Here is a 26,358-nt window from a genome sequence, read left to right as displayed (position 1 = left end):
CTAATTATTTGACATTAGTCCATAGAGCATAAGGTAAAACTGACGTCAAAATTGACGTAAACCGCAGTGCGGTTTGTTTTTAGAGTGGGGTCAGATTGAACATTAAAAACGTCACAATGACGTTAATACGTCAAGTTGACGAATACCTCAAAACCCTTGTCTTTACTAAACTTAAATAGCACACGTCACTGTGACGGATAGCCCTGTTTTATTACCCGTCACAGTGACGTATGCTATTTATCTAAAGATTTCCCTTAGATTGTTTAGCATACGATAAAAAATCTTCTTCTCTAACGAGAATATTTTTACTTGTTTTCAAGTAAAGAAATTTTATCTTTAAGACTTTGTTGAGCTTTCTTAGCTTCTTGAATTTGATCCCGAATACTTTCAATTTGAGACAGATTACTATCAATTTCTGACTTCGTTTCCTTCTGTTCATCTTCAGTTTCAAAGTCAAGTTTGGTACGTAAACGTTCGTTAGCTTCTTCGAATTTTGAAATATCCTCTGTCAGATTTTTAATTTTTTCATCATAGTTCTTGATGCTTTGTTTTGCATCAGAAGTTAAATCTGAAACGTATCTTTGCTCATAATATTCTGTTGTCTTTTTCTCAAATGTTCCTTTTTCTTGAATATTTTTTTGAGTGATACTGATAGCCCCAAGCTCTTTAGCTTGAGAATTTTTCGTATCAGAAGTCAACATTTGAACAAGTATTTGCTTAACATTTTCTACTTTTGGAATAAATACAACATAATAGTTAAGATTAATTTGTTCAAGTTTTCCTTGAATTTCTTCTCCTGTTTGTGCATTATAAACTTTTGTTTTTAACTCCTGAAGGCCATTTTCTAAACTCCCTTGGTAAATCATTTCAACTTCAAGTAGAGAAGAATTTTTATAGTAACTGGCATTTTTAAAGACGAGTGATTCGCCATTATTCTCCATTTTTGCACCCACTCGAGTTGTTTTTATCTCGTTGTGATGTGTAGTATAGAAACTAAAACCTGAGAACGCACATGCAATAATAAAAAATATTGTACCTACTATCTTGTAAATTTTTGTACTTATAGTTAACATGTTTCTTCCCTTCTACTCTGGTAACGGAGGAAATTCAAAAGAAGGAAAACTTTCATCCAAGTTATCTGGAGACGGTGGTTCAATCGGCAAGTTTTCTTCTTGTAGCGGTATATTTTGAATAGGATTCGCTGTTTCACGATTGATTACTTTGCCTTGATTTGCATTGCTAAGGAGATTCCATTTAGAAACAATCATGTCGTTGGAATAAACTTTTTTCCCATCGTTGGCTATGTAATTATTATTTTTTAGAGTGTATTCTGCAAAAATTAACGAGCCCTTTCTTGCATACTTTGCAAAATTTTCTGCTCTTTCCCGATAAAATAAAAGCGAGAAAACATCATTATCTCGCTTACCTTGGTTATTTTTATATTCTCTTTGGCAGAATATATTGACACGTACGATAGCCAAATTACTATCCGCAAACCGTAGTTCTGGATCACTTGCAAGGCGGCCAATTACAAAACCTTTATTTAACATTATTTAATTCCTTTCGTATATTTAATCTGCTGTTGGAGAGCTGAATTGTGAGACAAGATATGATGTAGCTGTCTTTTTAAGTTGCAATTTATAGACTTGAAGTTGTGGACGTTTAGCAATTGTTTGCTTCACTAACCCCACAAAATTTCCTTGTGCATCTTGATAGATTTCAATTGAATCACTCTCTGATTTCATAGTCACTGGAACTGATACGTCAACGCTCATATACTTTTGCATTTCTGGTGTGAGCATGTCTTTTATGTTCTGATTACGATCATCAATTGATTTGTAATTGCAATATGTTTTTAGAAAATCTTCTACAAAAGAAAGTTTTTCTAAATTTTCTGGCGAGTCCAAATTCATATTACTTTCTTCCTCTGCCACTGTATTTTCTTCTTCTACCGCACTTGTTTCTGATTTTTTAGGCTTGCTACTATCTTTGATTACGAAGTCTGTTTCGACCATTTCTTTAGGCTCTGTTGGCTGTTGACTTGCAAGCGAAATAGTTAAGGCAACCCCCACAAACAAAATGGCGATTGCTGAAATAATTAAAGTCTTTTTTGATATTTTTTTACTTTTCATTTGAACCTCTTATTAAATTTATTTAGGGGGAATACATACACTAGAGATAGAATTATCCCAAGTTCTGTTCATTTTTTGAACGGTTTGTACCCCTGCAGTGTTTTGTTCATATGTAGCGAATGCGGAGCCATTGACTGAAGCAATGATACCCGTATGTCCGTAAGGATTCTGACTTGAAGCACCTGCGACAGGTCCAGGATACCAATTAATTACAGCTCCTGCTTTTAGGTCACTTGCTTTTGGATTAAAGATTACTTTCCAACCATGTGCTTTAAACTGTGCCAAGTTATCATGCCCAATTGCATAGGCATTCAGGCCCACTAAATTAAAGTTTGAAATTTGATTAACATAGTATTTAGAAAGCGCATAACACTGACCATCTCCGACCTGTTTTCCTAATAAGCCTTCGATAGAACGGATTGTTCCGCTACCAGTGTTACCTCCATTTCCAAAGTTAAAATCAGAATCTTTCCAATGGGCTATGGCGAACTTATCATATTTTTCAACCCATTTATTAGACTGAATAATAGACATACAGTTCGTATAGTAGGGTGAACTTTCTGTAATACCTGCAGCAGCATAACCTCCTCTACCTAAGTCGAGTAGAACAGGACCTGGATCTTTCTTTCCTACAGCCATCTTGAAATTATTTTGTGTGGCAATCATGAAGCCATAGTAGCTAAACCCCGCTTCCTGATTGGGAAAACGCATATAAAATCCGCCTTCACTCCCTCCAATTCCTCGAGGTGTACCTGAAGGGAAAGGCGCTCCTGCAAACCATGTAATTCCGAAATTATTCTTGTCTATGAGTGCTGAAGGAGCTTTTCCCCAATTGCTTTCATAAGCATATTGGGAAAGAATAACAGAAGGCAAAAGATGATATTTAACTGCAGTACCAACCGCAAGTTGTGCTACTTTATCGGATATTTGACCCTCTCCTTTTATCTCAGGATACTTTGGTACTGCAGGAGTAAATCCACCAGTGTAATCCCCAAAACCTTCGCTTTCATAGTTATCTTGCATACTCTTAACGCCTATTACTGACATCATTGTGGTAAAGCTTGCAATTGCGCCCAATGCTGTTGGTACAAGTAGACCTAAAATAACCCCTAAAACAATAAGTTTACGTTTTAGACTTTTAAATATCATAGAACCTCTTTTCTATGCACCACCTTCAAAGAGTTCTAATTCTGCAGGAGAAACCCAATGGTACATAATCAAAGGCTTTTCTGTTGCTCCTACTAGCATCATTTTACTTCCTCGATTTTCTTCAATACCGTAGCTCTTAATATCTTTATAGTCAAACTCTCTAAAGTCATCAGAGAAGTATTTTTGAAGCGTAGGAATTGCAGTAGGTGGCTGTTTCATCCACATTCTATATTGAACCAGACCAATGATATTACTTATATCATTCATCGCTTGACCAATTTCACCGCCCATCTGAGCAGCGTTAGGTGGCAACATTTTCGCCACATTTTGAGTGGCTAAGGTAATGTCAATAAAGAATTTACGCCCCTCTGCTACAGTCATAGAATAAGCTCTAGTCGCATATGATTTATAAGGGTTAAGAACATTATGACACTCATCTGTGATAATCTGTGTCCGCTTAATTTCGCTCCACAGCTTACGACCTTGTACATAATCTTTCCATTCTTGTCGCCCGTTATTTTGTGCTTGTGACAAGAATAAAGAGAGTGCAACATTAAATAGTGTGTCATAGACAGGGTCTGTAGAATTGTCGTTAATCATTGAAATATCAAAACATATAAGCTGTTTATCCAATAAATTATCAAGGGTAGTATAGCCAATGAACTGCTGACTATTAGGCTCAATAACTTCAGTAATCATTGAAATTAAATCATCTTCTACAGCTTTTCTTGTAGGTTCTCGTTCTTGGCTAAACAATTTTTCAAGGTAGTGTTTAAAATCTATAAAGGTTGGATATTCATTGTTAGAAAGCCGAGTAATCGGACGAGTGGCTTTTTTACCATAGATACCAAATTCAATATAAAATTCTTTAAGAATTTGACGAATTTTCGCATTGGCATTTGCAGTTTTAAATTCATAAAGGATATTGAAACGATTAACAGTATCTGTAAGATGTGAATTAAATGAAGCATCAACATCTTCTTCCATACTATTTTCATCTGCTTTAGAAACCAAACCAAAAACTTGGAGTAAATTAATCAAACCATCCCGACCGTCAAGGTGCAAGTATGCTCCACCAAGGCGTTTAACAATCTTTTGAAATTCTCCTGATTTATCAAAGATATATACAAAATTTCCTCTCATCCAATTGTCCTCAAGCATATGCTTGAGAAGGGTTGATTTACCAGAACCTAAACTACCTGCTACAAATTTTGAATATGAAAGTCTTGTTTTTGATTTAGCAAATGGATCAAAGTAAACTCGGCCGCCAGTCTGTGTCGAACCATAGAAAAAAGCTTCCTCGTCATGAAGAAAGCTATTATTATGGGCGAATCCAATTCCAAAGGTTTCTGCAGGTAATTCAATACCTTCTCGGAAATTGTTTTCAAACTTTGTTGCCCAAAGGCTATGACTAATGAAAAATGATTGATAATCAGAGAGCATCATACCAGGATAGATACGTGCTTCAAATTTAACTTCTTTGTTCATATCTGCGACTTTTTCTTCTAACTCCTGGAGTGTTGGAGCTGAAATAAACAAACGAATTTCCATCGTTTTAATGACTTCACCAATATCATTCATTTTATCTGCTAAAATACGCAACTCATTGGCATTACGTGTTGCAGCATCACTTAATGTTGTTTTCCCACGTTTTTTTGCTTGATTTGCTTCGTCGTTGTAATTCTCAACGGTATCACCGATTTCTTCCTCATAATCAACATTAGGATTGATATGATAGTCAATGGTCGCAACTTCCACGTGTTCATGGTTCACAATACTTGAAATCCAGAAATCTTTTTTCGTGAGAGGTAACTCGCTGACATACATAATCGCATGGTAACCTTTGGAGCTTTGATAATAGGTGAAACTTGTACCAAAAACTAGTCCCCCATGTGTTGCTGTTTCAATAATATCGGTGTTAGCTCTTTTTCGCTTTACAATTTTTGTATTTTCGCTCAAGTGACCTGAATTATTGAACAGCTCAAAAAGAAGTTTAATTTCTTTTTTATCAAGTTGATCAAAAGTAAACAATTGCTTACCTGCAGTTACTAATCCATCGATATTTTGTTCCAATTCTTCAATACTTGCCCCATATACCGCAATAAAAGATTGTCTCGTTTTTACCCACTTCTCTTGCACTTTTAATTTTTTCATCTCATAATTGAGATACTGTTGTTTAATTGGGTCAGATTCTGATTTCATCTTTTCATTGATAAAATCTTGATTATCTTTGTTATTTTCTGGAAAGTTCAAGTAAATCTCTTTAAATTCATCTATGTGTAATCGATGAAATTCCCAATATTCACGAGTAAGTTTATCAAACTCCTCATCAGTAATTTTTGTAAGGTCATACGATGTAGGGCGAAAGATAGCTTGGTATTGTATTATGTCATTATATTCTGACACAACATACCCATTTTCCAAGAACTCAATAACAGGATAGGTTAAATCTTTAACCTTCTTTGACTTTTTTGGAAATATTTTAGATTTTATATCTGGTAACAGCTTCAATTTCTTATTTTTTGTTTGCTTGATATTATCTGAAGCAAAATCATTAAGGTTCATATTATTCATTTTTCATCTCTCCTGGAATCTCTTTCCGCGATATATATTTTGACAGGATTGGTAACAATTAAAAAGATAACCTGCCAATGTTTCAAATTAACTTCCTTATTAGGTAACATTAACCAAACCGACAACACAGTTACTAGGCTTATCCATATAAGCCTTAAAGGGGTTATCATCATCAAGGAAGTAACTATACCTGCTCCAATTCCCATAACAACACCCCGTATGTCTTTTGTAGTTAAACCTCCTTTAATATCAAAATCTTTGCGAATTTTTTTTGGTGTTTTAATCGACATTAAACATATCTCCTCTCGGCTCTTGTGAAAATAGCCCGTCTGCTTCAAAAGGTTTTTTAGCCTCTTTTAACTCTTTTTTGGCCTGTCTACGAGCAGATGAAAAACCGATTGCTTTTTTAGTCATTTCTCCTGCTTGATAGCCTTTTACAGCAGCATTTTTTATACTTTTTTGTGTAGGTGTAACAATTTCTTTGAAGTCAGATTTAATTTCTTGACTTTCTTTATGCTTAATACCAAGATACTTATCTTTTGCATTCTCATACGCAAGCATTGCATCATCAACTTTCTTACGTTTTGATTCTACTGTATCTGTTACAGCATGTGGTAAAGATACATCATCAAAAGCACGAACAGCTTCTTCGTTCTGCCCATTTAATATGTCAGAGTAATCAGATGAAAGTCCATGTGTATCCACCTGATCCTTTGCTTTTTCAACCATGTCATCAAAATCATCTGTTCTAAATGGAGAATTTTCGTCTGAAATAGAAGTTGCAGAAGCATTTTCTCCCTCTTTTTCGTCTGTATCTGAAGAATTTTTATCTGTTGGGTTATCGCCTGTATTATTTTCAGCACCCTTACTGCTCGTATCCTCTCCTGTTGAAGAAGATGGTTTTCCTTGACTAAATTCTGCACCAACACCTTGTTCCTGATTTGCCCCTTTTTTGGCTTTATTATCAGAACCTATGCTATTCATGGCTTCAGCTTCTTCTTTAGAAGTTTTTGCACCTAACACACTTCCTGCAATAAAACCTCCTCCACGTGCTGCATTTCGTGCTGCAAATTTACTCATATCGCCTAATTTACTCATGCCAGAGCGGATAAGTTGTGAGCCTTGGTTCATAGCGATAATTGACCGTGTTGCACTTTTAAGACCGGCATCCACACCAAAAATTGACTCAAAAGCATTTGGCCCATCAATAACCGTTAAAAGTAATGCAATTTTAAGAATGGAATTTAGAAGCAAACCTCTTAAGTCTGTCGTCTCAACTGAAGTGTCTATATATGCATAGCCTATGTTAAACAGTGTTTGCATAACAAAGATAACAAGAATAGCACCTAGGCTGACAAAGAATTTTTGAGAAAGTGCAATCAATCTTTTTCCAGTTTTTAAATCAAAAAACGCTGCACCCTGTACCAATGCACCGTTATACCAAACTTCATATGAGATTTGAGCTACTTTCCAAGTTAAAATAGCACTGACGATAATCCCCATTAATAGATAAAAGAGTATTCTAAAGGAATTATATTTATACCTGAAGTAATGTGTTGCTCCAAAACCCATAAAGCCTTTGCCTAATTCTTTGGTCTTTGCGGTTTTTCCTGACCACATAATTTGGTGACTAAGAATTTCCTTGCCATCTTTTGATAGATTAACAGCAGGCTCTTCAACATCTATTGTCTCTACTGGGTTTATTCGTGATAAATCGGAAACTTGTATATTTCCATTTCTATCTTTTGGAAGGTAGTTTTTTTCTTTATCTTCCGCAAGACCCGCTTTCTTTTTACTTTCCCCCCTTGAATTAAACTGTGAAACCTCGAAATTATATTTACTGTCAATATAATAAAGGTCTGTCAGATTCTTTGAAATAATGTTTGTTGACATTGAACTGCTTTGATTGATATGTTTTGCGACTTGAACAGTTGTACCTGTTGCTTGTCCCCATATCCAAGGAAAACCAATGACGACAATCATAGCAATAAACATATTTCTATAAAAATCGTACAGCGTTTGGTCTTTCCCTCTATTGGTCATCATACCTATTAAGGTAGCCCCTGCAAAAACTATCCCTATCGCTATAAAAAGAGGAAGATATTTTTTCATAAATTCTTGAAAAGCAGGGGAATTGTTGATATTAAGCAATACAAGCGCCTTTGAAGCCATACCATTCATGGCATCAAGAATATTTGCTAAACCAACAATGAGATACCAAATCAGCGCTTTAAATAAGAAAACAACATTTTGAAATAAATCAAGAGGAGAAAACAGATGCAAATAGTCTTCCCATTCTTGTAGCTTATTGACTAATTCAGCTTCTTTCAATGATAACCCCCTTACTTTTTAGCTCCTTATATTTCAAAAGAAATGCTCGACCCCTCTGAGATTTTTTAGCACTATCCAACCATTTTTTAAACTTGGCCACAGATAATTCTGGGTCTTCGATATAACGAGAGTGTTGTGCCCCAAACATTTCTTCTACTAATTTCAAAAATTCTGGATAAGTGTCGCCAAAAATATCACTTACACTCATTTTGCTATCATCTTTGAGTTCTTCAATATTTTTTAGAATTTCCATAAGTATTAGATTTTCCCTTTCTTTTTTAGCTGCAACTCGTTTTTCATTAACCGTTCTTATACTTTGGCTAGCTTCTTCTGTTTCTTCTCTTTCCCTAATTTCCAAAGAAGAAGTCCCCACATGATCGTGAGCAATATTGTAAGTGTCAGTATGAGCATCATGAACACTAATGTTGGAATGAATATCAGAGATGTCGGAATGAGAACCCCTATCCATAATAGAAGTACTGTCCCTGTTGCTAGCCATCTGGTGAGCATTTGAATTATCCTGTATATCCCTTTCAGTTTCGGAGTGTTCTGTACCAGCATTTTGTTTTGTTTGACTATCCCCTTTGTTTTCTTCATGTAACTTCTCCTTATATTCTTGAAGTGACTCGGTAAAATATTTTAATTGGAAAAGTAAATCTTCCTTTTCTTCTGGTGTCCCTTTGAAATGCTGAAGCTCTTGACGAACCATTGCTTCCCCAATAATTAAATCAAGCAAATCATGAGGAACGATTAAATCTTCATCTTTTACAACACGGTCAATTGTTTTCCCTGTTTCTGGATCAATTTCAAGATTTTCTCTTAATTCAAGGTCACTCAATTTTTTACCTTTTGTATCAAAATACCCTCCTGCTTCACTAAACAAATACTCGTAAGCAAATTTTGCATTCATATAGTCATCATAGCCAATAATTCTGCCGGAAGCATCTTTCTTTTCCTTATAAAAGCCTTTGATGGGATAAGGGCGGATAGGTTTTCCTTTTAAATCTTTGGTAAATTTTGTACGATTTAAAACCCACTCCCCTTGCATTAAACGTGTTAACTCATCTGCTTTAAGAAGATTTCTTTCTCTTTCGGATTCAGTAAACGATTTATCTGAATCTAACGGATCACCTGAGCGTTGTGTTGTAATAACGGTCGCAGGTCCTAATTTTTCCGAGAAGTCTTTGGCTTCCTCAAACTCATCTGCCTTAATGTAATAGGTATTTCCTGCAGCACCAAGGATACTTTTTGATTTTGTCTCACCATAAACGTCCTGATGTCCTGCCCTTGATTGGATGATATGGCCAAAAAGCATCCCACTTTGTAAGCCCGCATTATTATAACGGTCCATCCCTTCCACTTCGGGTAAGTTTTGTTCTTCTTCAAGCCACGACCGTAAACGAACATCAAATTCTCCCTCTCCCAATGTCGTTACCTCTGCTAACTTTTGGTAAAGCTGTGATAAAAACATTTTCAATATCTTAGAATTTGAAAAGTCTGAGTAAGGAAAAATAAGAAACAATAGAGTTGGCTTTCCATCTTTAGGATAAGCCAAATCCACAAAGTCAATATTATGACCGCTGGTTAGATACTTGATGTCCTCTGAAAAGAAATACTTCAGCTTAGAGGCAACCATCATGTAAAAGGAACTCGTTTGTTTTTTTTCAGCCTTTAATGCGATTGAGTATGCTCGTCGAATTGGACTTGACGTGGATAAAGTTAAGAAATAATAATCAAGTGTTGTCCGACCATTTTTATCTTTATCACTTGCGAGGTAGTCGATAATATCTATAAAAGCAGTCATATTTGCCCAACGTGGCATATTATACTCATAACCCAGTTCTGCCAACCAAAGTGAGATTGCTTCAAAAATGGACATTGCCCCTTCATCCCAGACAGGCTCTTTTGCTTCAGGATTATTATAAAGAATATAGGAAAGAGATTGAACTCTTTTTTGTGCTTTTCCGAATTCATTATTCATATAAGCCTGTTGTACCTCATATAGAGGGTTATACCTCATGGAGTTTTTAGGCTCTATAAGATTAAAGGCACGTATATGAAATTTTCTACGTGCCATCGGATGAAAATAGGTTCTACGAATCAAGTCGCCTTTTATATCTGGAAGTAACATACTATCAGGAATCTTTGCTCGAATATTTAAATCGAGTGTAGGATAAGTAATCGTCTGCGTTTTCCCTGATTGCGTTGCCCCCTGTACTTCCACATTGGTATTGGTTGTATCAATCCAAACTTTATCACGGTCTGGATGAAAAGCAACTGGTATTCCCGCTCGCCCTTCATATTCTGTATCTTTATCTAGAGACACAAGAGGATACTGTTTATTAAGCTCTTTTTCAGTTGTCCAACGACTTGTCCCCTCTGTTCCTTTATTTATATCCTTATAAGCAATTCGTTTGTTATAAATTTTTCGCCATCTAAAGATATAAACAAGAGCTAAAATAAGCAACAAACTACTAATACCAACCATCGTAAACCGAGGATAGAGCATCATCACCCAATTTTCTCTCACATGGTTTACAAGGTTTGAGCCGGAAGTAAATATTTGTTGGATACCTTCTCCAGGTCTGACTTTAAAGAATACACCAAAAGCAACAATAAGGTTAATGATAAAATCGCCCAATACAATAACGACGACCGTACCAAGAACCACTTCTGCCCACAATACCCACTTATTAGCGAGTATTTTTTTCCATTGTTTATATTCTTCGTTCATTCTTCACCTTTATGTATTTTCTATGAGTTGATTAAGAGCTTCCCCCATATCCTGCGCAAATTTTTTAGCTTTAGAACGTTCAAGCTCCAAGGTAGCTTCAATTTCTTTATTGATCCTTTCAGAGTAATTTTCTTTTATTTTTTGAGTTTCAAATTGACGTTTTTGTTCGTATTCTTGTGCAATACGTCTTTTTTTCTCAATAAATTCTTGTTCTGCAGCGTAAAGCGCATTTTCTTCTTCATCTGAAATAGCTGATGTTTTACGTGCTATTTCTTCACTTTGGGGATTTTTATACTTTTCAAAAATTTCGGTACGGATAGTCGTTTTTCCTCGGAACTGCTTCCCACGTGAGATAATGTCTTGAATCTCAGGGGGTAAATTATTTACCCATAATGGAGCAACATCTATGCTATTTGATGAAACTGCATCAGAATACGTAGCTTTTTCTTCTGATTGATAATTATTTTGAGCAGTATCATTTATTGGGGAATGTGGTGTAATTTCTACCTTCTCAACTTCTACCTCTTCATATTCTGATTGAGAAATATCAAGCCCTTGTTCAGAAGATACTCCATTTTCTGTCAAAGTCATTTCCACTTCTACTGAAGTTTCATCAGCATGTGATAAATCTGTTGCCTGATCAAAACCACAATAAGGACAATATTTTACATTTACATCAATATCTTCCTGACAGTTTGAACATTTTGTCTTGGAATGAGAAACGGCTACATCATCCTTTTCTAACTGGTTTCGGTCTTTATCCATAGAAACCTCAACAGAATGTTCAAGCTTTTCGGGGACATTCAATTCTTCTTTTAAAGTATTTAAAAACGCATCACGAATTTCTCGTGGTGCATTAGAATACTTTTCTTCAAGCATTTTTGTCGCATAGTAACTTACATTGGTGGAAGCATCTTGTGCAAAAGGCAGGCTTGATGTTTCAATTTCGCCATTTTGTGAATCTTCAAAGACAAGCTTGGCAGTTATAGCCTTGCCCTTCATATGATTGGTTGAATAATCAATCAATCTTTGAATTTCCTTACCCGCTTCAGAAATAGAAACAAATTCAGACTTGAATTTTCGGGCAATACGTCGATGATCTGGAACAATTTTAAATTTCATTTTTTCTCCTTTTTTCAAGTCTTAGATAACACCTTTCGGTAAGTATGAACCGATACCCATTGCCGTAAATATCCAGTTAATGACAGCAGATAATGTACCTAAGGCGAGGCAGATAGCTGCGATTCCAATAACATTATCCCAAGCTTCACGGCGTTTTTGTACGTCTTTTCTAGCACCAGTAGCTAAAGTAAAAGCAATCATAACTACTCCGATACCAATACCTCCATATTGCATAACTTGAAAAACAGTGTGTAGAGCTGTAGTTATATTTGATGGTAATTGCATTTTTATTCCTCACTTTTTTAATATTATTTTTTATGTAAATTTTAAAGTACTGACACTATTCTTCTGTATCAGTACTTTCAACATTATTGAAATATTCTCCACCTATTTCAAGTAGGTTAAAAAATTCTTCTTTTTTTAGCGTTAATCCTTTTTTCATTCGTGTGTGATTACTATCCCATTCACGAATATCAATTTTCGCTTCCCCACCGTTCCAAGAAACAACGTTTATTTCTTTATTCCATGGGTGAAATCGTGATGCAGGGGTAATAATCCCAATATGTTCCACAATTTCAAAGTCAATATTCATGTTATTCACTTTAGGACCATAATATTTCCCATTTCTACTAACCATGATGTAGACCATTGTGAGATTTATTGTGTTGGTTACCTTGACTTCTCTTTAATTTTAGAGAAGTTTCAAAGGCTTTGTCTGTATTTTCAGTGATAAATTCCTGTTGTTTGTCCGCAAGCCACTTATCATAGTCAATATTAAGTAGTTCGCAAATTTGCTCGATACGTTTTTTTGTTTGTTGCTGCTCTTTTGTAAGTGCCATATGATTTCCTTTCTATGTTAGCGATATTAGCTTTTTCTGTATGAGAAAAAGCTAATATTGAAAAAAATCTTTTGCTTTTTTGCTTCGCTTCTACAATTGCTTCTTGGATAACCTCCGGTTCAGTCTTAGAGGCTTCTACAAGGCTGTATTTTCACTCTGAAGCGCTTCTAGAGAAGCATGTGATATCTTTATCCATAATTGTATTTATGACCTTAAAAGCTGTTGTAGGCGCTTCTACAGATATACTACATGTTGCACTAAACACTCAGTCAAAAATAAGATTGTACTTTTTCAGCCAACCAATTGTTGTTTTACCTCAACAAGGATAAGCAAAGCTAATTGGTGTCCACATAAGCCTCTCCTTCTTCTGTCCTCCCACCACCATTCACCGCTTTTCACGGTTAAATTTTTTTAGTTTTTCTTAAAGAAGGCTTTGATTGTGTCCCGTTTGATAAGTATTAAAGCTGACAATAAGAAGCCAAAGCCTGCCAGAGGCCATAAAGCAATTTTCTCCCCAGTTTGAGGAAGCAAACCTTTCGTTTTTGCTTCATGCTTCGCATACCACTTGTCCTCATCGCCCACCTTCTTACCAGAAGTCAGACCAACTGCAGTGACGGAAACATTATCTCCATGCAATTCGCTTGCAGGAAGGGCAGGGAGTAAACCTTTGACCTGGATAGACTCTCCTGGATGCAAAACCAAAAGCTTATCGTCCGATGTCATCAGCTCTCCCTCTTTATTCACTTTGAGGGCTTTGCCTTTGTAGGTATAGCTGAGGTTTTTCACAGTTACCTTACCTGCGATGGTCTTATCCACGACCTTCACATGATGGAGCGCTTCTGTACCATTATTTGTGACAGGCATAAAGAGTACTGTTTCCTCATCGGTTTTAAGGCTTTTAGCAGTCCCTTCTGTGTCGTGGTCGTTTTCTCCGACATTGTTGTCCTTGTCTGTGTGGTTACCCTTACCCGCTTGAGGGGCTTGTTTATCCGCCTTTTCAATATCGATACTTGGTTGATTTTTTGGCGGTTTACCATACCACTTGTCCTCGTCTCCGACTTCCTTGCCTGACTCTAGACCGATACCGACAACTTTTACCTCATCTCCATGTAGCTTACCGTCTGAAAGTTCTGGAAGTGTCCCTTCCCCTGTTATGAATTCTTCAGGCTGTAAGACTAAAAGTTTGCCGTCTGGTGTGATAAACTCACCTTCCTTGTTGGTGGAGAGTTTTTGTCCTTTAAAAGTCCACACAATGTTTTTGACCGCAATGCTTCCCTCAATGGTCTTATCAGAAGCTTTTATATGATGAAGGGCTTCTGTACCATTGTTAGTGGAGCGGAACTTTATGGATGTTGTTTTCTTTGGGTCCACTTCAAGAGCAGTGTCTTTCGTGTCATGGTCATTCGCCCCGACATTGTTGTCTTTGTCCTTGTGGTTTCCCTCACCAGCATTTGGAATTTTATCGTTGGCTTTTTCAATGTCAATACTTGGCACTTTTGGTAGTTCAGGATTGTTATTGAAATGGATTGTAGACAAACTGATAGTCGGTGTCTCTGGGGTCACCTCTCCTACTGTTCCCTCACCATTTGGATTAGCCTTTGCACTGCTGTCTTTCAAGCTGAAAGTACGCTTGCTAAAGGGTTTTGAGAAGTCTTCATGGTAGCTGGCGCTAATTGTAAGAATATCTTTTTCTGTGTCTGTTTCCATGTGGATATAGACAGGTCTCACATTCTTGTAGCCCTCAACTCCTTTACTTTCTGAGACTTTCCAATCCCCATAAGGCACTTCCCCTGAAGCATAGCCGTCATCGCCTGTTTGAGGGTTTACTCCTGTCTTGAAGGTGACAGGCTCAGCAACTGTACCTTCCATCGGTTGGGCTTGGAACTCCACACCATTATAGCCTGAACCGCCTTGAACGTCTGGCAAGGTCACCATTTTATTCAAAGTAATTTTGGCTTTAATCAGCTGTTCATGAGAAGTGGCATCTGGGATGACAATATTTTCAATATTAGGGTCAGACTCTTTGATTTCAAATTCGTGTTTGGTTGGGTCTACCACATAGCCCTCACCAGCATCTACTTCTTGACGGTAGTACTTGCCTTGGGGCAGATTACCTAAAGCTGCCCTTAACTGGTCATCTGACACATCAATAACCACATTGTCCCCAAAGTCAACTTTCTGTCCACCAATGATGGCAGAGCTTACCTTCTCTCCTGCCAGGAGTTTCGGTCCTGGCTTATCGCTCCATTTGACAGGGTCGCCTTTTTTGTGTGGGCTTGACCCAGTAGAGTCGTCATTATAGAAGTAAGCATACTTGGCCGTTTTAAGGACACCTTTCCCATGTTGGTCTGTCCCTGTGTCCTTGTCTTTTTTCTGCAGTCCATCTTGTCCCACAACAACCTTATTGTTCAGCTTGACGGTTGTTGTTTCTCCAGCCTTAACTTTAGTGGTTTCATCTGGGCGAACAGTTTGACCGGTCATTGACCAGTCTGTGGATTTTTCATGTAGTGTGTAGGTTACTGGAGGAAGACCTTTAGATTTGCCTTTCCCGTTTTTGTCCAGCTTGATCGTATCGACTACCTTACCGTCCTTATCCACGACGTCGAACTGGAGACGGTCAAAGTTGTAGTTAGAGTTCCATGGTGTTTTACCAAAGGCATCCGTAGACTTGTCAATCTCAATAAAGCCTAGAGCCTGACGAGGAGAAGTCGCTCCCATGTTTCCAAAGAGGGCTTGGACAATAGACCCCTGACCTAGGTTGCCGTTGGTATCTCTAAAGTTTAATGCGGAAGATGAACCTTTGTACAAGGCAATATAGGAATTGGCATTAAGGTTACCGGAATCTCCCACCACTGTGCTATTGCCTTTAGCTGTCAAAATATTATTTCGGAGTTCGAGATGGGTTGGTTTGGCAACGATATAGCCTACCGCTCCATTCGAAAGCTCCGCCGATTGACCTGCATCTATATCAGAAACCTTGACTGCTTCAAGCGTATTCTCAGGAAGATTCTGCTTAGTATTCATATCATAGAACGACCATGTGATTCTTACAGAATCAGGAATACCCGAAGCGGCACCTATAGCTCCGCCTCCAGCACCAGCTGAGCCACCGCCCTCAGTCCCTTGGCCAGAGCCTGGGTTTGGGACACCGTCCATGGAGACCATGTAGCCTAGGGTAATGGTTCCCCCGTTTTTTCGAGCACCGACTAGAAGGCGGAAACCGTCATTAAAGACATTACGTGGCGTTTGACTAGTACGGGAATCATAATAAGTGGCGTCATTGATTTTAATGGCTAAACCTACAGGAATATTCTTCCCAGCCTTCACATCGTAAGCTGTACCTACATTTTTGATATTAATTTCTTGCCCTTTAGATACATAGTTGATTTTGTCTCCAGTCTGAAAGCCGTCCTTTAACCCTAAACCATAACGAATAGTATCCGAAGACAAACCATGAGAGCCATTGACTAAGCTGTCCGCATTGGCAATGGTTGTTCCTGCGTAAGAAGTATTACTGTGCCAGCCAACCGCTTTCCCTCCTGTACCGTCATGAGTGTCCCCTACAATATAGTCAGCTTGGAGTGTGCCTGTTAAGCTATCAAAGAGAGGCTGCATGGTAGAAAAGCTATTATTGCCGCTTTGAATCACGGGTGCTTTTCCAATACTTCCAATCTGACTGCTTCCAGAAGGCAAGGTCAAGGCATGGGACACGGTTTGGCCTAGCTCAGGCTGTGTCCAAAAGGCAAAGCCTACACCTCCTGCCAAAGTCAGAATAATTGCGGAGTGAGTCAGCCAACGTTTTCCCGATTTTCGCACACGAAAACGTGTGACTTTTTCATCTGCCAAAGCTTGCTTCACCTTTTGTTTTTTCTTTTGTTTCTTCATCTTTTCCTCCTGTTCATTTATTTTTTAGAAACAAAAAAACATGACTGCTTTGCAAGTCATGTTTAACTTAGTTTAACGTCATTGCGGACAAAGAAAAAAAGCCACTCTCAAGAATGACTTTTCTTTTTCTTCTTATTTTCTTTCGTTTTTTTCATATTCCTATTGTACTTGATTTTATCTCTTATAACATAGGGAAAATCTTCACCATACAATAGGAGTAAAATAAGATAAAGAATGGAAAATATTATCCAAAATATCCCAAACCAAATCATAAAACTTAAAAAGTGATCATTGACCATAGTATCTTACCTCATATTTCTTTGGAAGTTGAATGTGTATAATCGGTGCCTTTACTTCCTGTTTTTCTGTAATCTTCTTTAAGACTAAAATTTCAATTGGATACGGATAATCTTCTTCTACTTCCTTTTTTGCTTCTTCATAGGTTAAATAAAATTCTGTTCTGCAAGGAGGAACTGTTGAAAGTTCTTTATATTTTTCAAGATACTCTTGTTTTATACTTACCTCAACCGCATACATGGTTTTTGTTTGGGGGACAGGCACTAAGAATAAGAAAATGAAAAGCCCAACGCTCAAACACAATGCGGTAAGACTTTTCCATGCTTTTAGACTAATAAAGAGTGTAATCGAAGCAAGAAGTACACCTATGATTAGCACAATACTAAAACCTGAGGTCAGAAAAAGAAAGAATTTCAACGTCGTGTGATCGTAGTTGTAAAGATAGTCCGCCAAAGACATCGGATGCCAAACTCCTGCAGCATAAACAGCCACGCTTAGAAAAATAAGAAGTAAACTTCCGCCAATTAAGAAGCCTATGCCCTTTAAGCCGTTTACAATGACAATTTTCAAAAGGTCATCAAAAACATCAAATTTTCTATTTTTTTTCTCTCATTCGCATATCCTTTTTACAAACTCCTAATAAAGCTGATGATAAGCTTTAAGGTTATCGGTTAAATCTTGCATGAAATGCTCTAGAATCTCCCCATGTTGTGCACCTATATCTCCTTGTCCTTCTGACTCATAATACTTTAAGGCTGCCGCATAACAAGCTTCTCCAATCATGAATAAGAGCTTGGCTTTGGCTGTAACAATTTCATCATCTGAAAGTCGAGCCTTCATCTCCACTTCCCCTGATTTTTTATACTCAATATGTAGATACTCAGTGTTCTTCTTAAAGTCTTCTATTTCTACTTTAAGAGCTTTCTTTTCTCCACTTGATGTTTGACCGACAATTTCCATGTGATTTTCCTCCAGTTTTTATTTTTTATTCAAAGAAAAAAGCAACTCTTACGAATTGCTTGTTATAACTCCTCATTTCCTTCACTTATTATACGCGGTGCTTTTGACGAAACTCCTATTATTTCTGCGGTTGTATAGTAGGGTTCGTCTTTTTTCATGCACTCGTAATGCAAAATAATAGACTTATTTTTTAAGTCAACATCAAATCCTAAGATTTTTCTTTTCTTCGCAAAAATATTGGCGGTCTCAAGAACTGTATCGAAAGATACACCTTTTTTACCGTAAAAACGAACAAAACCTTGAATAATTTGTTCAAGGTTTTGGTATTGTTTTTCCATTTAATCTTCTCCTTTTTCTATTCAAAAAAAGCAACTCTTACGAATTGCTTTTGTAGTTATCTTCCACCGTTTGCACTTGGTGCACCACCCGGGTTTGCTGCAGCCCATTCCTCATCCTTCCTCAAATCATCAGCAGAAACATGAGGATTAGCATTCGCACCAGCCCCGCTGTTGTAAGCAGGGTTGCCTGTACCAGTACTTGGCTGTGCTGGGGCAACTGCACCACCTCCTCCACCTGCCGCAGGGGCAGTATAGCTTGGTGTTGCGGGCGCTTGGCTATATTGTCCATATTCTGGACTTGTTCCTGATGCAGGGGCTTCTGCTTGAGCTACTTGCGTATTATTCGCGGGCTGTGCTGAATTGTCCGCTTGAGCTTGTGCTGTTTGAGCTTTAACCTTTGATTCCTCTTTAGCTTTTTTAGTCTTTAGTTCTGTTTTAACCTTTTCTAAACGCTTTTGTAGTTCTGCTTGTTTAGACTTTGTCATTGCATCTTTTAATGTATTGACCGCGTCTTGAGCTGTCTTGACTGTCGCATCTGTCTTCGATTTCTCCGCAGCACTTACAGCCTTGTCTGCTTGATGAACCAAATCCCAATTCTTACGCACTTTCTCCACACGAGTATTGAGAGCTTTTTGATCTTTCTTGTCTAGCTTTTTAATCGCATCTTGTGCTGCTTTAACATCCGATTCTGCTTTGAAAGTTTCTGCCTTCTCTGTCGCCTTTTTAGCAGAAGATACAAGATTATCGTAAGTGCGTTTAGCTTCTTGCGCTGTCTTTTCTGCTTTTGCTTGCGCCTGATGATGAGCAACAACTGCAGCACTTCCTCCTGCCAAAATCAGACAGGAAATAGCGGCGATAATCCAATGTTTTTTTGTAAATTTCATATTTGTTTCCTTCCTAAAATCTTTTCATACATTGAAGTTTGAGAACTGTTCAATTTAACACGACTCTAAAACAATCGAGCTAAAATTCCTTAATTTTTTTTAAAATTACTTTTCTTTCTTCCTCTGAAGAATTTTGGAAAATCAGATGAATAAAATCTAGTTTTTCTTCCAAACTTGCCTGCCTTCGAATAAAAGATTTTGTTGAATTAAGATAACGTCGTCTATAGAGTGCTTCTTTTTCAGCTTTAACTCTCAACTCATCTTCTGTTAAAGAACGAGCTTGAAGGGCTTCTTTCAACTCAGGATACTCTTTCATTTTAATATTTAAGAAAGGTTGAGTCACTCCCAAACGTTCCGCAACTTTGACGATACTCATATCTTGATTACGCCAGTGTCGAATCTCTTTTAAATAAGGCTTTACCTTTTCATCGTACGCTCTTGCAGGTCTTACCATGTTTTACTCCTCTGGTTTATTATAACAAATTTAAAATTCATTATTCTTCACCAGATTGACGCCAAGCATTAAACTCCTTCATCATAGAATGAGCCAAGTCTTCACTGATGTCTTCTACAACAACTTCTCTACTCCCTTTCGAAGCAAGAAGTGTTTCTTCCACAAATTCACTGTAAGCCCCTTGTTTAAAGAAGTTTTCATTCAAAGCAAGCATTGGTTTTCCAAAAGCTTTACATTCACACACACGTTGGCCATCAAATTCAAAATAAGCAAAGCTATTCCAAATTTCCGCAAAAAGAGAACGAATATCAACTCGCATCGCTTTATTTTCTTTGAGACTGGCCATCAGTGTCCCTTTTTCTATGTATCCATGTAAAGGAGCTAACTCACTTGGACGAAGTCCCGCTTCTGCATTTTCAGAGAACAAGCGATATTCTATATTCGCATTCATATTCTCATGGATTTTTCTTAAAACATCTCTACTGTTAACAATCATAGTTACCTCTCCTTACTGTTTCTTTAGTACAACTATAACATTATTTTTGTAAGTCGTCAAGAGTTAACTGGTTCTATATATCATTCGAATTTTTTTATAATACGTACTGGCATAGTCGTTACAAAACAAATCGCACCTATTATCATAAATAGGAATAGCACCACATACTGTAAATCTTCATCCCAGTTATTAAAACCTAATCTATCAAGTAAATCCTCTTTACTCTTCTTCATAGTTAATCCCTCTTTCTGTACTCTACTTGATAAATTTCTGTCCTATGATGAGAGACTGCCGCATATTTTAAGGCATCCTCTCGCTTATCAAATTTTGTTTTTACTGTTTTAGTTTTCTTTCCCTTTATGGTTTCCATGACTTCAAAAACCAAAATGTTTCTCCTTTCTTAGGTATCTATTAACAATCACTTACACTGTGATACATTTCTATTTTTTTGGTCGTCAAAGACGTTATTAAAATTAGTCGCAAGGTTTCTAGTTGACCTCAAACTCAAAGGAACCTTTACAGCATCGCCGACCTTTATTGTGGCTCACCCTTACCCGCAGGCAGTTGGTTCTTTCCCCATTATTTACCGAAGACCAACATTGACTTTGGTCGGTGTAAAGTTCTCACAAGTACTCTACTTTCTCTGTTTAATTTCTTCATTTTCACTAGGTAATGAGCCACCTATTGTGTAAATAATGTGCTGTACAGGACAAGACCTCACGATCGAGACTATACAGCGACTCCTTTTAGTAGCCACGCTAATCAGAGGGGCAGACATTGGCATTTTACTCACATCATGAGTCTACCAAGCTGAATATTCAGTTGTAAAAGAACAGCTACCTTACGCTTATACAGTCTTGTGCTTCAGCTCCACGCAGAGGGTATATAGAGAATAAGGGAATCGAACCCCTACTTCTTTTCAAAAGGTGACCTACTTCTCACAAATCAGGATATTTTTTCTTTTCAAATTATTAATAGAATGAGGGTTATTTTTAGGCATAGTTGTTTCCCCTATTACTTATTGATAGTAACAAAAGGTCTAACAACCACAGTTTCTTTCCTCACACTATCAAAGTATTCTGTTTTGATTTTAGAAATTTTATTTGCTATATCTTTTGAGATACTCTTTGTCAAATTAGGAACTTCTGATCTAAAATTAATGAAATTGATGACATCTGAACTAGGTTCACCGTAGTAGGGATTCCCTATTTTTTTGTCATTTACAATTTCTCCCCATGTCATGGTTTGTTTTGCTAGCTCTTTCTCTTTCCCATCTATCTTTACTTCATCAAATACACGGTCTCCTCTAAGTGGAGTCTTTCCGTTCTGTATTACTGGAATGAATGAGTAATATTGAATGCAAACTGTCATTTGTTTTAATGGCGGATTTGAAATTTTGATATTTACATCAGAAGATAAAAAAGTCATTTCTCCCTTATCTTTCAAATCTAAAACAATGTTACCATCACTAGACTCTGTATAAGAATTTAAAATATATTTTTCCGTTTTAGCTTCCCAATTTTTTGTTCCAGTGGTATTTTCCAGTGTAATAGGTGTATCCTCATGAACATATTTCTTTAACCCTGGTACTACAAATGTGCTGATGCATAGTATAAAAATTAGCACTATACAGATAATAAATATTTTCTCTGCTTTTGATTTTTTCTTCATATTCATCTCAATCTTCTCGCAATCTCAAAAATTACATTGACTGTCACACTGTTCCCAGCCTGTTTGTAGAGTTGGCTGTCCGAGTTCATTTCCTGTGCCTTGTCAAAAGCCCAGTCTGGAAAGCCTTGTAATCTCCAGCACTCTCGAGGAGTTAATTTGCGAAGCCTTGTGCCATCAAACAATCCTGCATCATGGTTTTGTGCTTTAAGAGTACGGCTAAGCCCTGGCAATATGCCGCTATTATAACTTTCAGAATCATTGGTATAAACCCCACCAATCTTAAGAAGATTGTTTTCATGCCAACTATTTGCCGATAGAGTAGGAGAAATTTCATGCTCCCCACCCTTATTGTATCCTCTAGGTTTCTGAATAATAGCAACTCTATTCATTTGATTAAATCTTTTTCCTTCAAGCTGCCTATATTTTTTGATTTGCCCATCCGTTGCAATGTAACTACCTTCCCTTTGACTGGTGCTGTATCGGGCAGTGATTGTACTCGCAATGATTCTGCCCTCATCAATTTTTGAGCTGTATGAGGCGATAGGAAATATTGCTCGTCCACTTGATCCTCTAAGATGTCCGATAATGAACACATGTTCTCGGTTTTGTGGAACGCCAAAGTCCTTGCTGTTAAGCAATTGCCATTCACAGTTGTACCCCAACTCATCCAAGGTTCTGAGGACGGTCTCAAAGGTATCACCCCCTGCGTGATTGAGGAGTCCCTTGACATTCTCAAGGAATAGATACTTGGGTTTGAGAATAGATGCGGTCCTTGCAATTTCAAAAAAGAGAGTACCTCGAGTTTCGTCAAATCCTCGTCGTTTTCCAGCAATTGAGAAACTCTGGCACGGAAATCCTCCACAGATAACATCGATTTTTCCAACTCTTCTTTGAAGTTTTCGAATAGATTTATTTGATAAACTTCTGACATTGTGCCACTCCCACTCCGTATATTCATTTTCTTCAGTTAGTCCATGAATTGCTTTGTAACTCATTCTTGCGAATTTATCGATTTCACAAAAACCCACACATTCATGTCCGGCTGCTTCCATGCCAAGCCTGAAGCCACCAATACCTGCGAACAGATCAAGAAATTTCATCTTCTCTCCCCATTCCAGTTGAACGAAGTGGCGTTCGTGTAGTTTTTCTCTCCGCAACAAGTTTCCTTGTCACAAATACTTTGTGGATGCGCTCAAAATTATCATGTTTTTCAATCATGACAGGTATAATTCTTCCATCCTTTCTTTTCGTCATCACATAAGGATAGAATAGCTTTCCATTTTTACCATCAAAAAATTCTACATGTGCATGATTAAATTCTCTTAAATGCCTTGGCATTAAAATAAAATCTTTAGCCCGAATATCCATATAAACCTCCCTTTGATTTAAACTTACTAGAATATTGGATTTATAATTGTCTTGGTAGGAGTCGAACCTACTCTCCCTCAAAGGGTTTATAAGTGGGAGATATAACCGCTATTATATACAAGACAGGAAAGATAACCACACCCCATTATATGTGGTTACACAACATCACAAAGGAGCTTGAATTACAAAAAAGAGCGTTACTTATAACGCTCGCATGGATGGGAAGGAAAGTCCATGCTTATAAAGCCTTTGCTTTCCCTCAGAAAAAATGATATAATAGCAGTGGTTAAAGTTGCTTATTATTTCATTTTTTGTGAGGGTGCAAATGGCACTTCTTTGTGTTGTTTAACTATAGGTTTTCAACATATCGAATGAAATTTTAAGAAAGTTAGAACGCCTTAGTAACTCAGACTTGAGTAGCTGAGGTGTTTTTTCTTTATTTCATTTTTTTGAAATTGACATGTTCTATACCCTATATTTATAATAACTCTTTAAGAGTTATTTGTCAAGAAGAATGTAAAGAAAAGAGGATATTATTAAATGGAATTCTCTGATAGGTTAAAAACTCTTCGCCTTGAATCAGGATACACTCAACAAGAATTAGCTCAAAAAATTGGACTATCTTCACAAGGAGCATATAGAAAATATGAAACAGGAGAAGGTAAGCCAAGAGCTGCCAAATTAGAAAAACTTGCTTCCATTTTTGGCGTATCCGTCAGCTACCTTCTTGGCGAAACTGATATACGTTCATCTTCTGATTTTATCGAGCGCATGGCTAATTTATCCGAAGCCCAACAAGAAGATGTCATCAAGTTTCTTCAAAAACAAGAAGATACTACTTCTGCTCATCAAGAGGAAAATTCCTCAAATTCTCCGCAAAAAAAGCGTTAATTTCTTAACGCTGAGATACTTCATTGAAAGCATATGCACAATAGCGCAGCCATTGATTTACTTAGTTCGAAATGTTATAATAGCAGTACTTGGAATTGCTTATTTTTTTCATTCGATTAAGAATTGTATCAAAGCGTTTCTTTATAATATTCGATTGAAAAAGTAAGAGATAAACACCTTAGTGACTTAGACATTCGTCGAGTGAGCTAAGGTGTTTTTTCTTTCTCTCTAAAAATGTGTTATATTTTTCACTATGTTTATATAATACACTTTATAGGTGTGTTTGTCAACTATGAATGTTAAGAAAGAGAATTATTTAATGGCAAATTTTTCTGAAAGGCTTAAAGAATTAAGAAAAGAAAAGGGTTTTACTCAAAAAGAACTTGCAAAACGTATTGGTTTTTCATATCAGAATCTTCAAAAGTACGAAAAAGGTACTGCAAGACCCTTGAATAAAAATCTTGTAAAGTTATCAAAAATACTTGGAGTTTCAACAAGCTATTTATTAGGCGAAGAAAAAACCAATACCTCAGAATTAGATAAAATTGTATCACAACTTCATGAATCTAGACAAGATAATACCTTGGCTTATGCAAAGAGGCAACTCGTTGAACAGAATGAGGAATCAAACGATATTATACAGCTGTTTCCTTATGAGGTTGTAGAAGAACAAGCTTTGTCCGCTAGTCTAGGAGAAGGCTATACAGACAGCTCAAACAAAGAAACAGTATACTGGGATAGAGATTTTGATTATGACTATGCGATTTTTATCAAGGGTGAGTCAATGGAGCCTGATTTCTATTCAGGGGAAGTTGCTTTAATTAAAAAGCAAGATACAATTGACTATCCTGGACAAGTATGTGCTGTGGACGACACAGAGAGAGGAAAAGCTTATTTAAAATGCGTATCTGTTATTGATAATGGAATGTGGCTACAATCACTTAATGATACTAGGGATGAGGAGGGAAATAAATTATTTCCAGATATTTTCCTCCCCTTCGAAGAGAAGCCACGTATTATTGGCGTAGTGAAAGAACATTTTTTCCCAGTCCAAATTAGATAAAATTCAACAGCACCAAGACTTGTGTAAGCGAATTATCTTGACTCTCTTAACATTTATGCTATAATATATTTAGCGAAGTGAATAGCGCTAGTATAAGACACGAAATAAAAAAACGAGGACGGCTATCCTCGTTTTTTCTTTTGTTAGCAGCGACAACTAACTCAGGCTAGATGGCACTTTTCCAAACTATCATTTTCGCTTGTCTAGCCAACAAGAAATGAGCTTAACAGCTACACCAGAAATAATCGGTGCAATGATAGTTGTGAATAGAACTAGTATTAAATCAGACACGAAATCACCTCCTCCCATTGCATTCTAGGATTTGGCAAGTGCCATTAACATTATATCATGAAATAACAGCCCCTGTTTGCAGGGGAGAATCCCAGAGACTGGGTGGACTTTAAAAGTCATAGGAAAGAGTTTCATGGGGGGATTGCGAGTGATAGAGTATTTCTAGATATTTTCCTCTCACGAATCAGATAAAATACTGCATACTAGCTTTATTATCTCAACCTTTATGATATAATATTATCAACGAAAGAATTGATTCATGGTACTACCTCTTTTCCGTAAGGATAAGTGTTAGCGCCATTTTTTATTATAATAAAAATTCCATTAATTTAAGAATTTACAAAGATAAAACTATTGCTTGTTCAGGATAACCATGATATAATTATGCTAGCGAAGTTTAGGATGAAGTGTGAAAAGCATGGAATCAAAAAGCACAGGATGGGGGTCCTGTGCTTTTTTTTGTTGGTATGCGAATCCCAACTCAGGTTGAAATAACACTACTTCTTGTTGTTTTTCTTATTCAACCAACGAGAAAACATCTGAACAGCTACACCGACAATAATCGGGATAACAAGGGAGTTTAGGATGAAGTCTAGCATGTCATCACCTCCTCTCTAGGCGAGATTAGGTTAGTGCCACTTTTTATTATAACAGAATTGCTGAGATGCGTTATACAGGTCGTAAAAACATTTTATAAAAAAAAGAAAATTATTTTTTTAACTTTATTTTTGAAAAAAAGATAGTTACTTCTGTTAAGATAAATAAGTTATAGTTATTATAATATAAGTTACAGTTACAGTTATAGTTAAGGGTCATTTTTAAGGCTTAACCATGCGGTTTAACAGGATTTTAATCGTAAAAAAGTTGTATACAGGAGTA

General features: G+C 36.9%; 28 protein-coding genes. 2 read left to right on the top strand and 26 right to left on the bottom strand.

All coding sequences use genetic code 11. From position 1 onward, the window contains the following. Positions 1-305: 305 nt before the first annotated feature. From B4H39_RS03610 to B4H39_RS03495, 24 genes are all read right to left on the bottom strand, one after another. Entirely contained in the window at positions 306-941 is a 636-nt protein-coding gene (locus B4H39_RS03610) for a hypothetical protein (RefSeq protein WP_286927516.1), read from the bottom strand. A 144-nt stretch (positions 942-1,085) separates the two neighbouring features. Beyond that, entirely contained in the window at positions 1,086-1,550 is a 465-nt protein-coding gene (locus B4H39_RS03605) for a single-stranded DNA-binding protein (protein WP_286927515.1), read from the bottom strand. Between the two features lie 21 nt (positions 1,551-1,571). After that, positions 1,572-2,132 (bottom strand): EF0163 family protein, encoded by a 561-nt coding sequence (locus B4H39_RS03600; protein ID WP_286927514.1) that lies wholly within the window; start codon positions 2,130-2,132, stop codon positions 1,572-1,574. 18 nt (positions 2,133-2,150) lie between these two features. Continuing rightward, the gene (locus B4H39_RS03595) at positions 2,151-3,281 is read right to left on the bottom strand and encodes a glucosaminidase domain-containing protein (protein ID WP_414672055.1); all 1,131 of its coding nucleotides are present in this window, start codon (positions 3,279-3,281) and stop codon (positions 2,151-2,153) included. Between the two features lie 12 nt (positions 3,282-3,293). Then, on the bottom strand, positions 3,294-5,855 hold the full coding sequence (locus B4H39_RS03590; RefSeq protein WP_286927513.1) for a hypothetical protein: 2,562 nt from the start codon (positions 5,853-5,855) through the stop codon (positions 3,294-3,296). Further along, a complete protein-coding gene (locus tag B4H39_RS03585; protein ID WP_286927512.1) occupies positions 5,852-6,145 on the bottom strand; it encodes a hypothetical protein in 294 nt (97 codons plus the stop codon). Before B4H39_RS03585 ends, B4H39_RS03590 begins: the two co-directional genes overlap by 4 nt. After that, the gene (locus B4H39_RS03580; RefSeq protein WP_286927511.1) at positions 6,135-8,186 is read right to left on the bottom strand and encodes a pLS20_p028 family conjugation system transmembrane protein; all 2,052 of its coding nucleotides are present in this window, start codon (positions 8,184-8,186) and stop codon (positions 6,135-6,137) included. Before B4H39_RS03580 ends, B4H39_RS03585 begins: the two co-directional genes overlap by 11 nt. Beyond that, positions 8,173-10,920, bottom strand: a complete 2,748-nt coding sequence (locus tag B4H39_RS03575) for a type IV secretory system conjugative DNA transfer family protein (protein WP_286927510.1) — start codon at positions 10,918-10,920, stop codon at positions 8,173-8,175. Before B4H39_RS03575 ends, B4H39_RS03580 begins: the two co-directional genes overlap by 14 nt. Before the next feature lie 9 nt (positions 10,921-10,929). Next, complete coding sequence (locus B4H39_RS03570) at positions 10,930-12,042, bottom strand: zinc ribbon domain-containing protein (RefSeq protein ID WP_286927509.1); 1,113 nt, start codon at positions 12,040-12,042, stop codon at positions 10,930-10,932. A 21-nt stretch (positions 12,043-12,063) separates the two neighbouring features. After that, positions 12,064-12,327, bottom strand: coding sequence for a hypothetical protein (locus B4H39_RS03565; RefSeq protein WP_286927508.1), 264 nt, complete (start codon positions 12,325-12,327; stop codon positions 12,064-12,066). 55 nt (positions 12,328-12,382) lie between these two features. Next, complete coding sequence (locus B4H39_RS03560; RefSeq protein ID WP_286927507.1) at positions 12,383-12,634, bottom strand: YdbC family protein; 252 nt, start codon at positions 12,632-12,634, stop codon at positions 12,383-12,385. A 37-nt stretch (positions 12,635-12,671) separates the two neighbouring features. After that, a complete protein-coding gene (locus B4H39_RS03555; RefSeq protein ID WP_286927506.1) occupies positions 12,672-12,881 on the bottom strand; it encodes a hypothetical protein in 210 nt (69 codons plus the stop codon). Positions 12,882-13,292: 411 nt separating this feature from the next. Then, positions 13,293-16,766 carry an MSCRAMM family protein gene (locus tag B4H39_RS03550; RefSeq protein WP_286927505.1) on the bottom strand — a complete coding sequence of 1,158 codons (3,474 nt, stop codon included), beginning with the start codon at positions 16,764-16,766 and terminating at the stop codon, positions 13,293-13,295. 288 nt (positions 16,767-17,054) lie between these two features. Continuing rightward, complete coding sequence (locus B4H39_RS03545; RefSeq protein WP_286927504.1) at positions 17,055-17,633, bottom strand: hypothetical protein; 579 nt, start codon at positions 17,631-17,633, stop codon at positions 17,055-17,057. Between the two features lie 66 nt (positions 17,634-17,699). After that, positions 17,700-18,023, bottom strand: a complete 324-nt coding sequence (locus B4H39_RS03540; RefSeq protein ID WP_286927503.1) for a hypothetical protein — start codon at positions 18,021-18,023, stop codon at positions 17,700-17,702. Positions 18,024-18,085: 62 nt separating this feature from the next. Next, on the bottom strand, positions 18,086-18,361 hold the full coding sequence (locus tag B4H39_RS03535; protein ID WP_286927502.1) for a hypothetical protein: 276 nt from the start codon (positions 18,359-18,361) through the stop codon (positions 18,086-18,088). A 56-nt stretch (positions 18,362-18,417) separates the two neighbouring features. Beyond that, positions 18,418-19,245 (bottom strand): serine protease, encoded by an 828-nt coding sequence (locus tag B4H39_RS03530; protein WP_286927501.1) that lies wholly within the window; start codon positions 19,243-19,245, stop codon positions 18,418-18,420. Between the two features lie 79 nt (positions 19,246-19,324). Continuing rightward, positions 19,325-19,699 (bottom strand): hypothetical protein, encoded by a 375-nt coding sequence (locus B4H39_RS03525; protein ID WP_286927500.1) that lies wholly within the window; start codon positions 19,697-19,699, stop codon positions 19,325-19,327. Between the two features lie 40 nt (positions 19,700-19,739). Further along, positions 19,740-20,195: a hypothetical protein gene (locus B4H39_RS03520; RefSeq protein ID WP_286927499.1), complete on the bottom strand. Its 456-nt coding sequence runs from the start codon at positions 20,193-20,195 to the stop codon at positions 19,740-19,742. A gap of 80 nt (positions 20,196-20,275) precedes the next feature. After that, positions 20,276-20,428 (bottom strand): hypothetical protein, encoded by a 153-nt coding sequence (locus B4H39_RS03515; protein ID WP_286927498.1) that lies wholly within the window; start codon positions 20,426-20,428, stop codon positions 20,276-20,278. Positions 20,429-20,430: 2 nt separating this feature from the next. Continuing rightward, on the bottom strand, positions 20,431-20,580 hold the full coding sequence (locus B4H39_RS03510; protein ID WP_286927497.1) for a hypothetical protein: 150 nt from the start codon (positions 20,578-20,580) through the stop codon (positions 20,431-20,433). A gap of 629 nt (positions 20,581-21,209) precedes the next feature. Continuing rightward, the gene (locus B4H39_RS03505) at positions 21,210-21,872 is read right to left on the bottom strand and encodes a hypothetical protein (protein ID WP_286927496.1); all 663 of its coding nucleotides are present in this window, start codon (positions 21,870-21,872) and stop codon (positions 21,210-21,212) included. Continuing rightward, positions 21,869-22,966 (bottom strand): DNA cytosine methyltransferase, encoded by a 1,098-nt coding sequence (locus B4H39_RS03500; protein WP_286927495.1) that lies wholly within the window; start codon positions 22,964-22,966, stop codon positions 21,869-21,871. Before B4H39_RS03500 ends, B4H39_RS03505 begins: the two co-directional genes overlap by 4 nt. After that, on the bottom strand, positions 22,953-23,234 hold the full coding sequence (locus B4H39_RS03495) for a hypothetical protein (protein ID WP_286927494.1): 282 nt from the start codon (positions 23,232-23,234) through the stop codon (positions 22,953-22,955). Before B4H39_RS03495 ends, B4H39_RS03500 begins: the two co-directional genes overlap by 14 nt. Positions 23,235-23,774: 540 nt before the next feature. Between B4H39_RS03495 and B4H39_RS03490 the strand changes: the two genes are divergently transcribed. Together B4H39_RS03490 and B4H39_RS03485 are read left to right on the top strand one after the other, a co-directional pair. After that, a complete protein-coding gene (locus B4H39_RS03490; protein WP_286927493.1) occupies positions 23,775-24,125 on the top strand; it encodes a helix-turn-helix domain-containing protein in 351 nt (116 codons plus the stop codon). A 292-nt stretch (positions 24,126-24,417) separates the two neighbouring features. Next, entirely contained in the window at positions 24,418-25,188 is a 771-nt protein-coding gene (locus B4H39_RS03485; protein ID WP_251423509.1) for a helix-turn-helix domain-containing protein, read from the top strand. A 189-nt stretch (positions 25,189-25,377) separates the two neighbouring features. On the opposite strand, the gene B4H39_RS03480 is transcribed toward B4H39_RS03485, so the two are convergent. Both B4H39_RS03480 and B4H39_RS03475 read right to left on the bottom strand, forming a co-directional pair. Beyond that, the gene (locus tag B4H39_RS03480; RefSeq protein WP_251423512.1) at positions 25,378-25,479 is read right to left on the bottom strand and encodes a type I toxin-antitoxin system Fst family toxin; all 102 of its coding nucleotides are present in this window, start codon (positions 25,477-25,479) and stop codon (positions 25,378-25,380) included. A 497-nt stretch (positions 25,480-25,976) separates the two neighbouring features. After that, complete coding sequence (locus B4H39_RS03475; protein ID WP_251423515.1) at positions 25,977-26,078, bottom strand: type I toxin-antitoxin system Fst family toxin; 102 nt, start codon at positions 26,076-26,078, stop codon at positions 25,977-25,979. Positions 26,079-26,358: the final 280 nt, after the last annotated feature.

It is taken from the genome of Lactococcus sp. UBA7128, from assembly GCF_002492185.1.
GTDB lineage: Bacteria > Bacillota > Bacilli > Lactobacillales > Streptococcaceae > Lactococcus > Lactococcus muris.
Note: the sequence above shows the minus strand (reverse complement) of the source record. Positions and strands in the feature narration are given on the sequence as shown.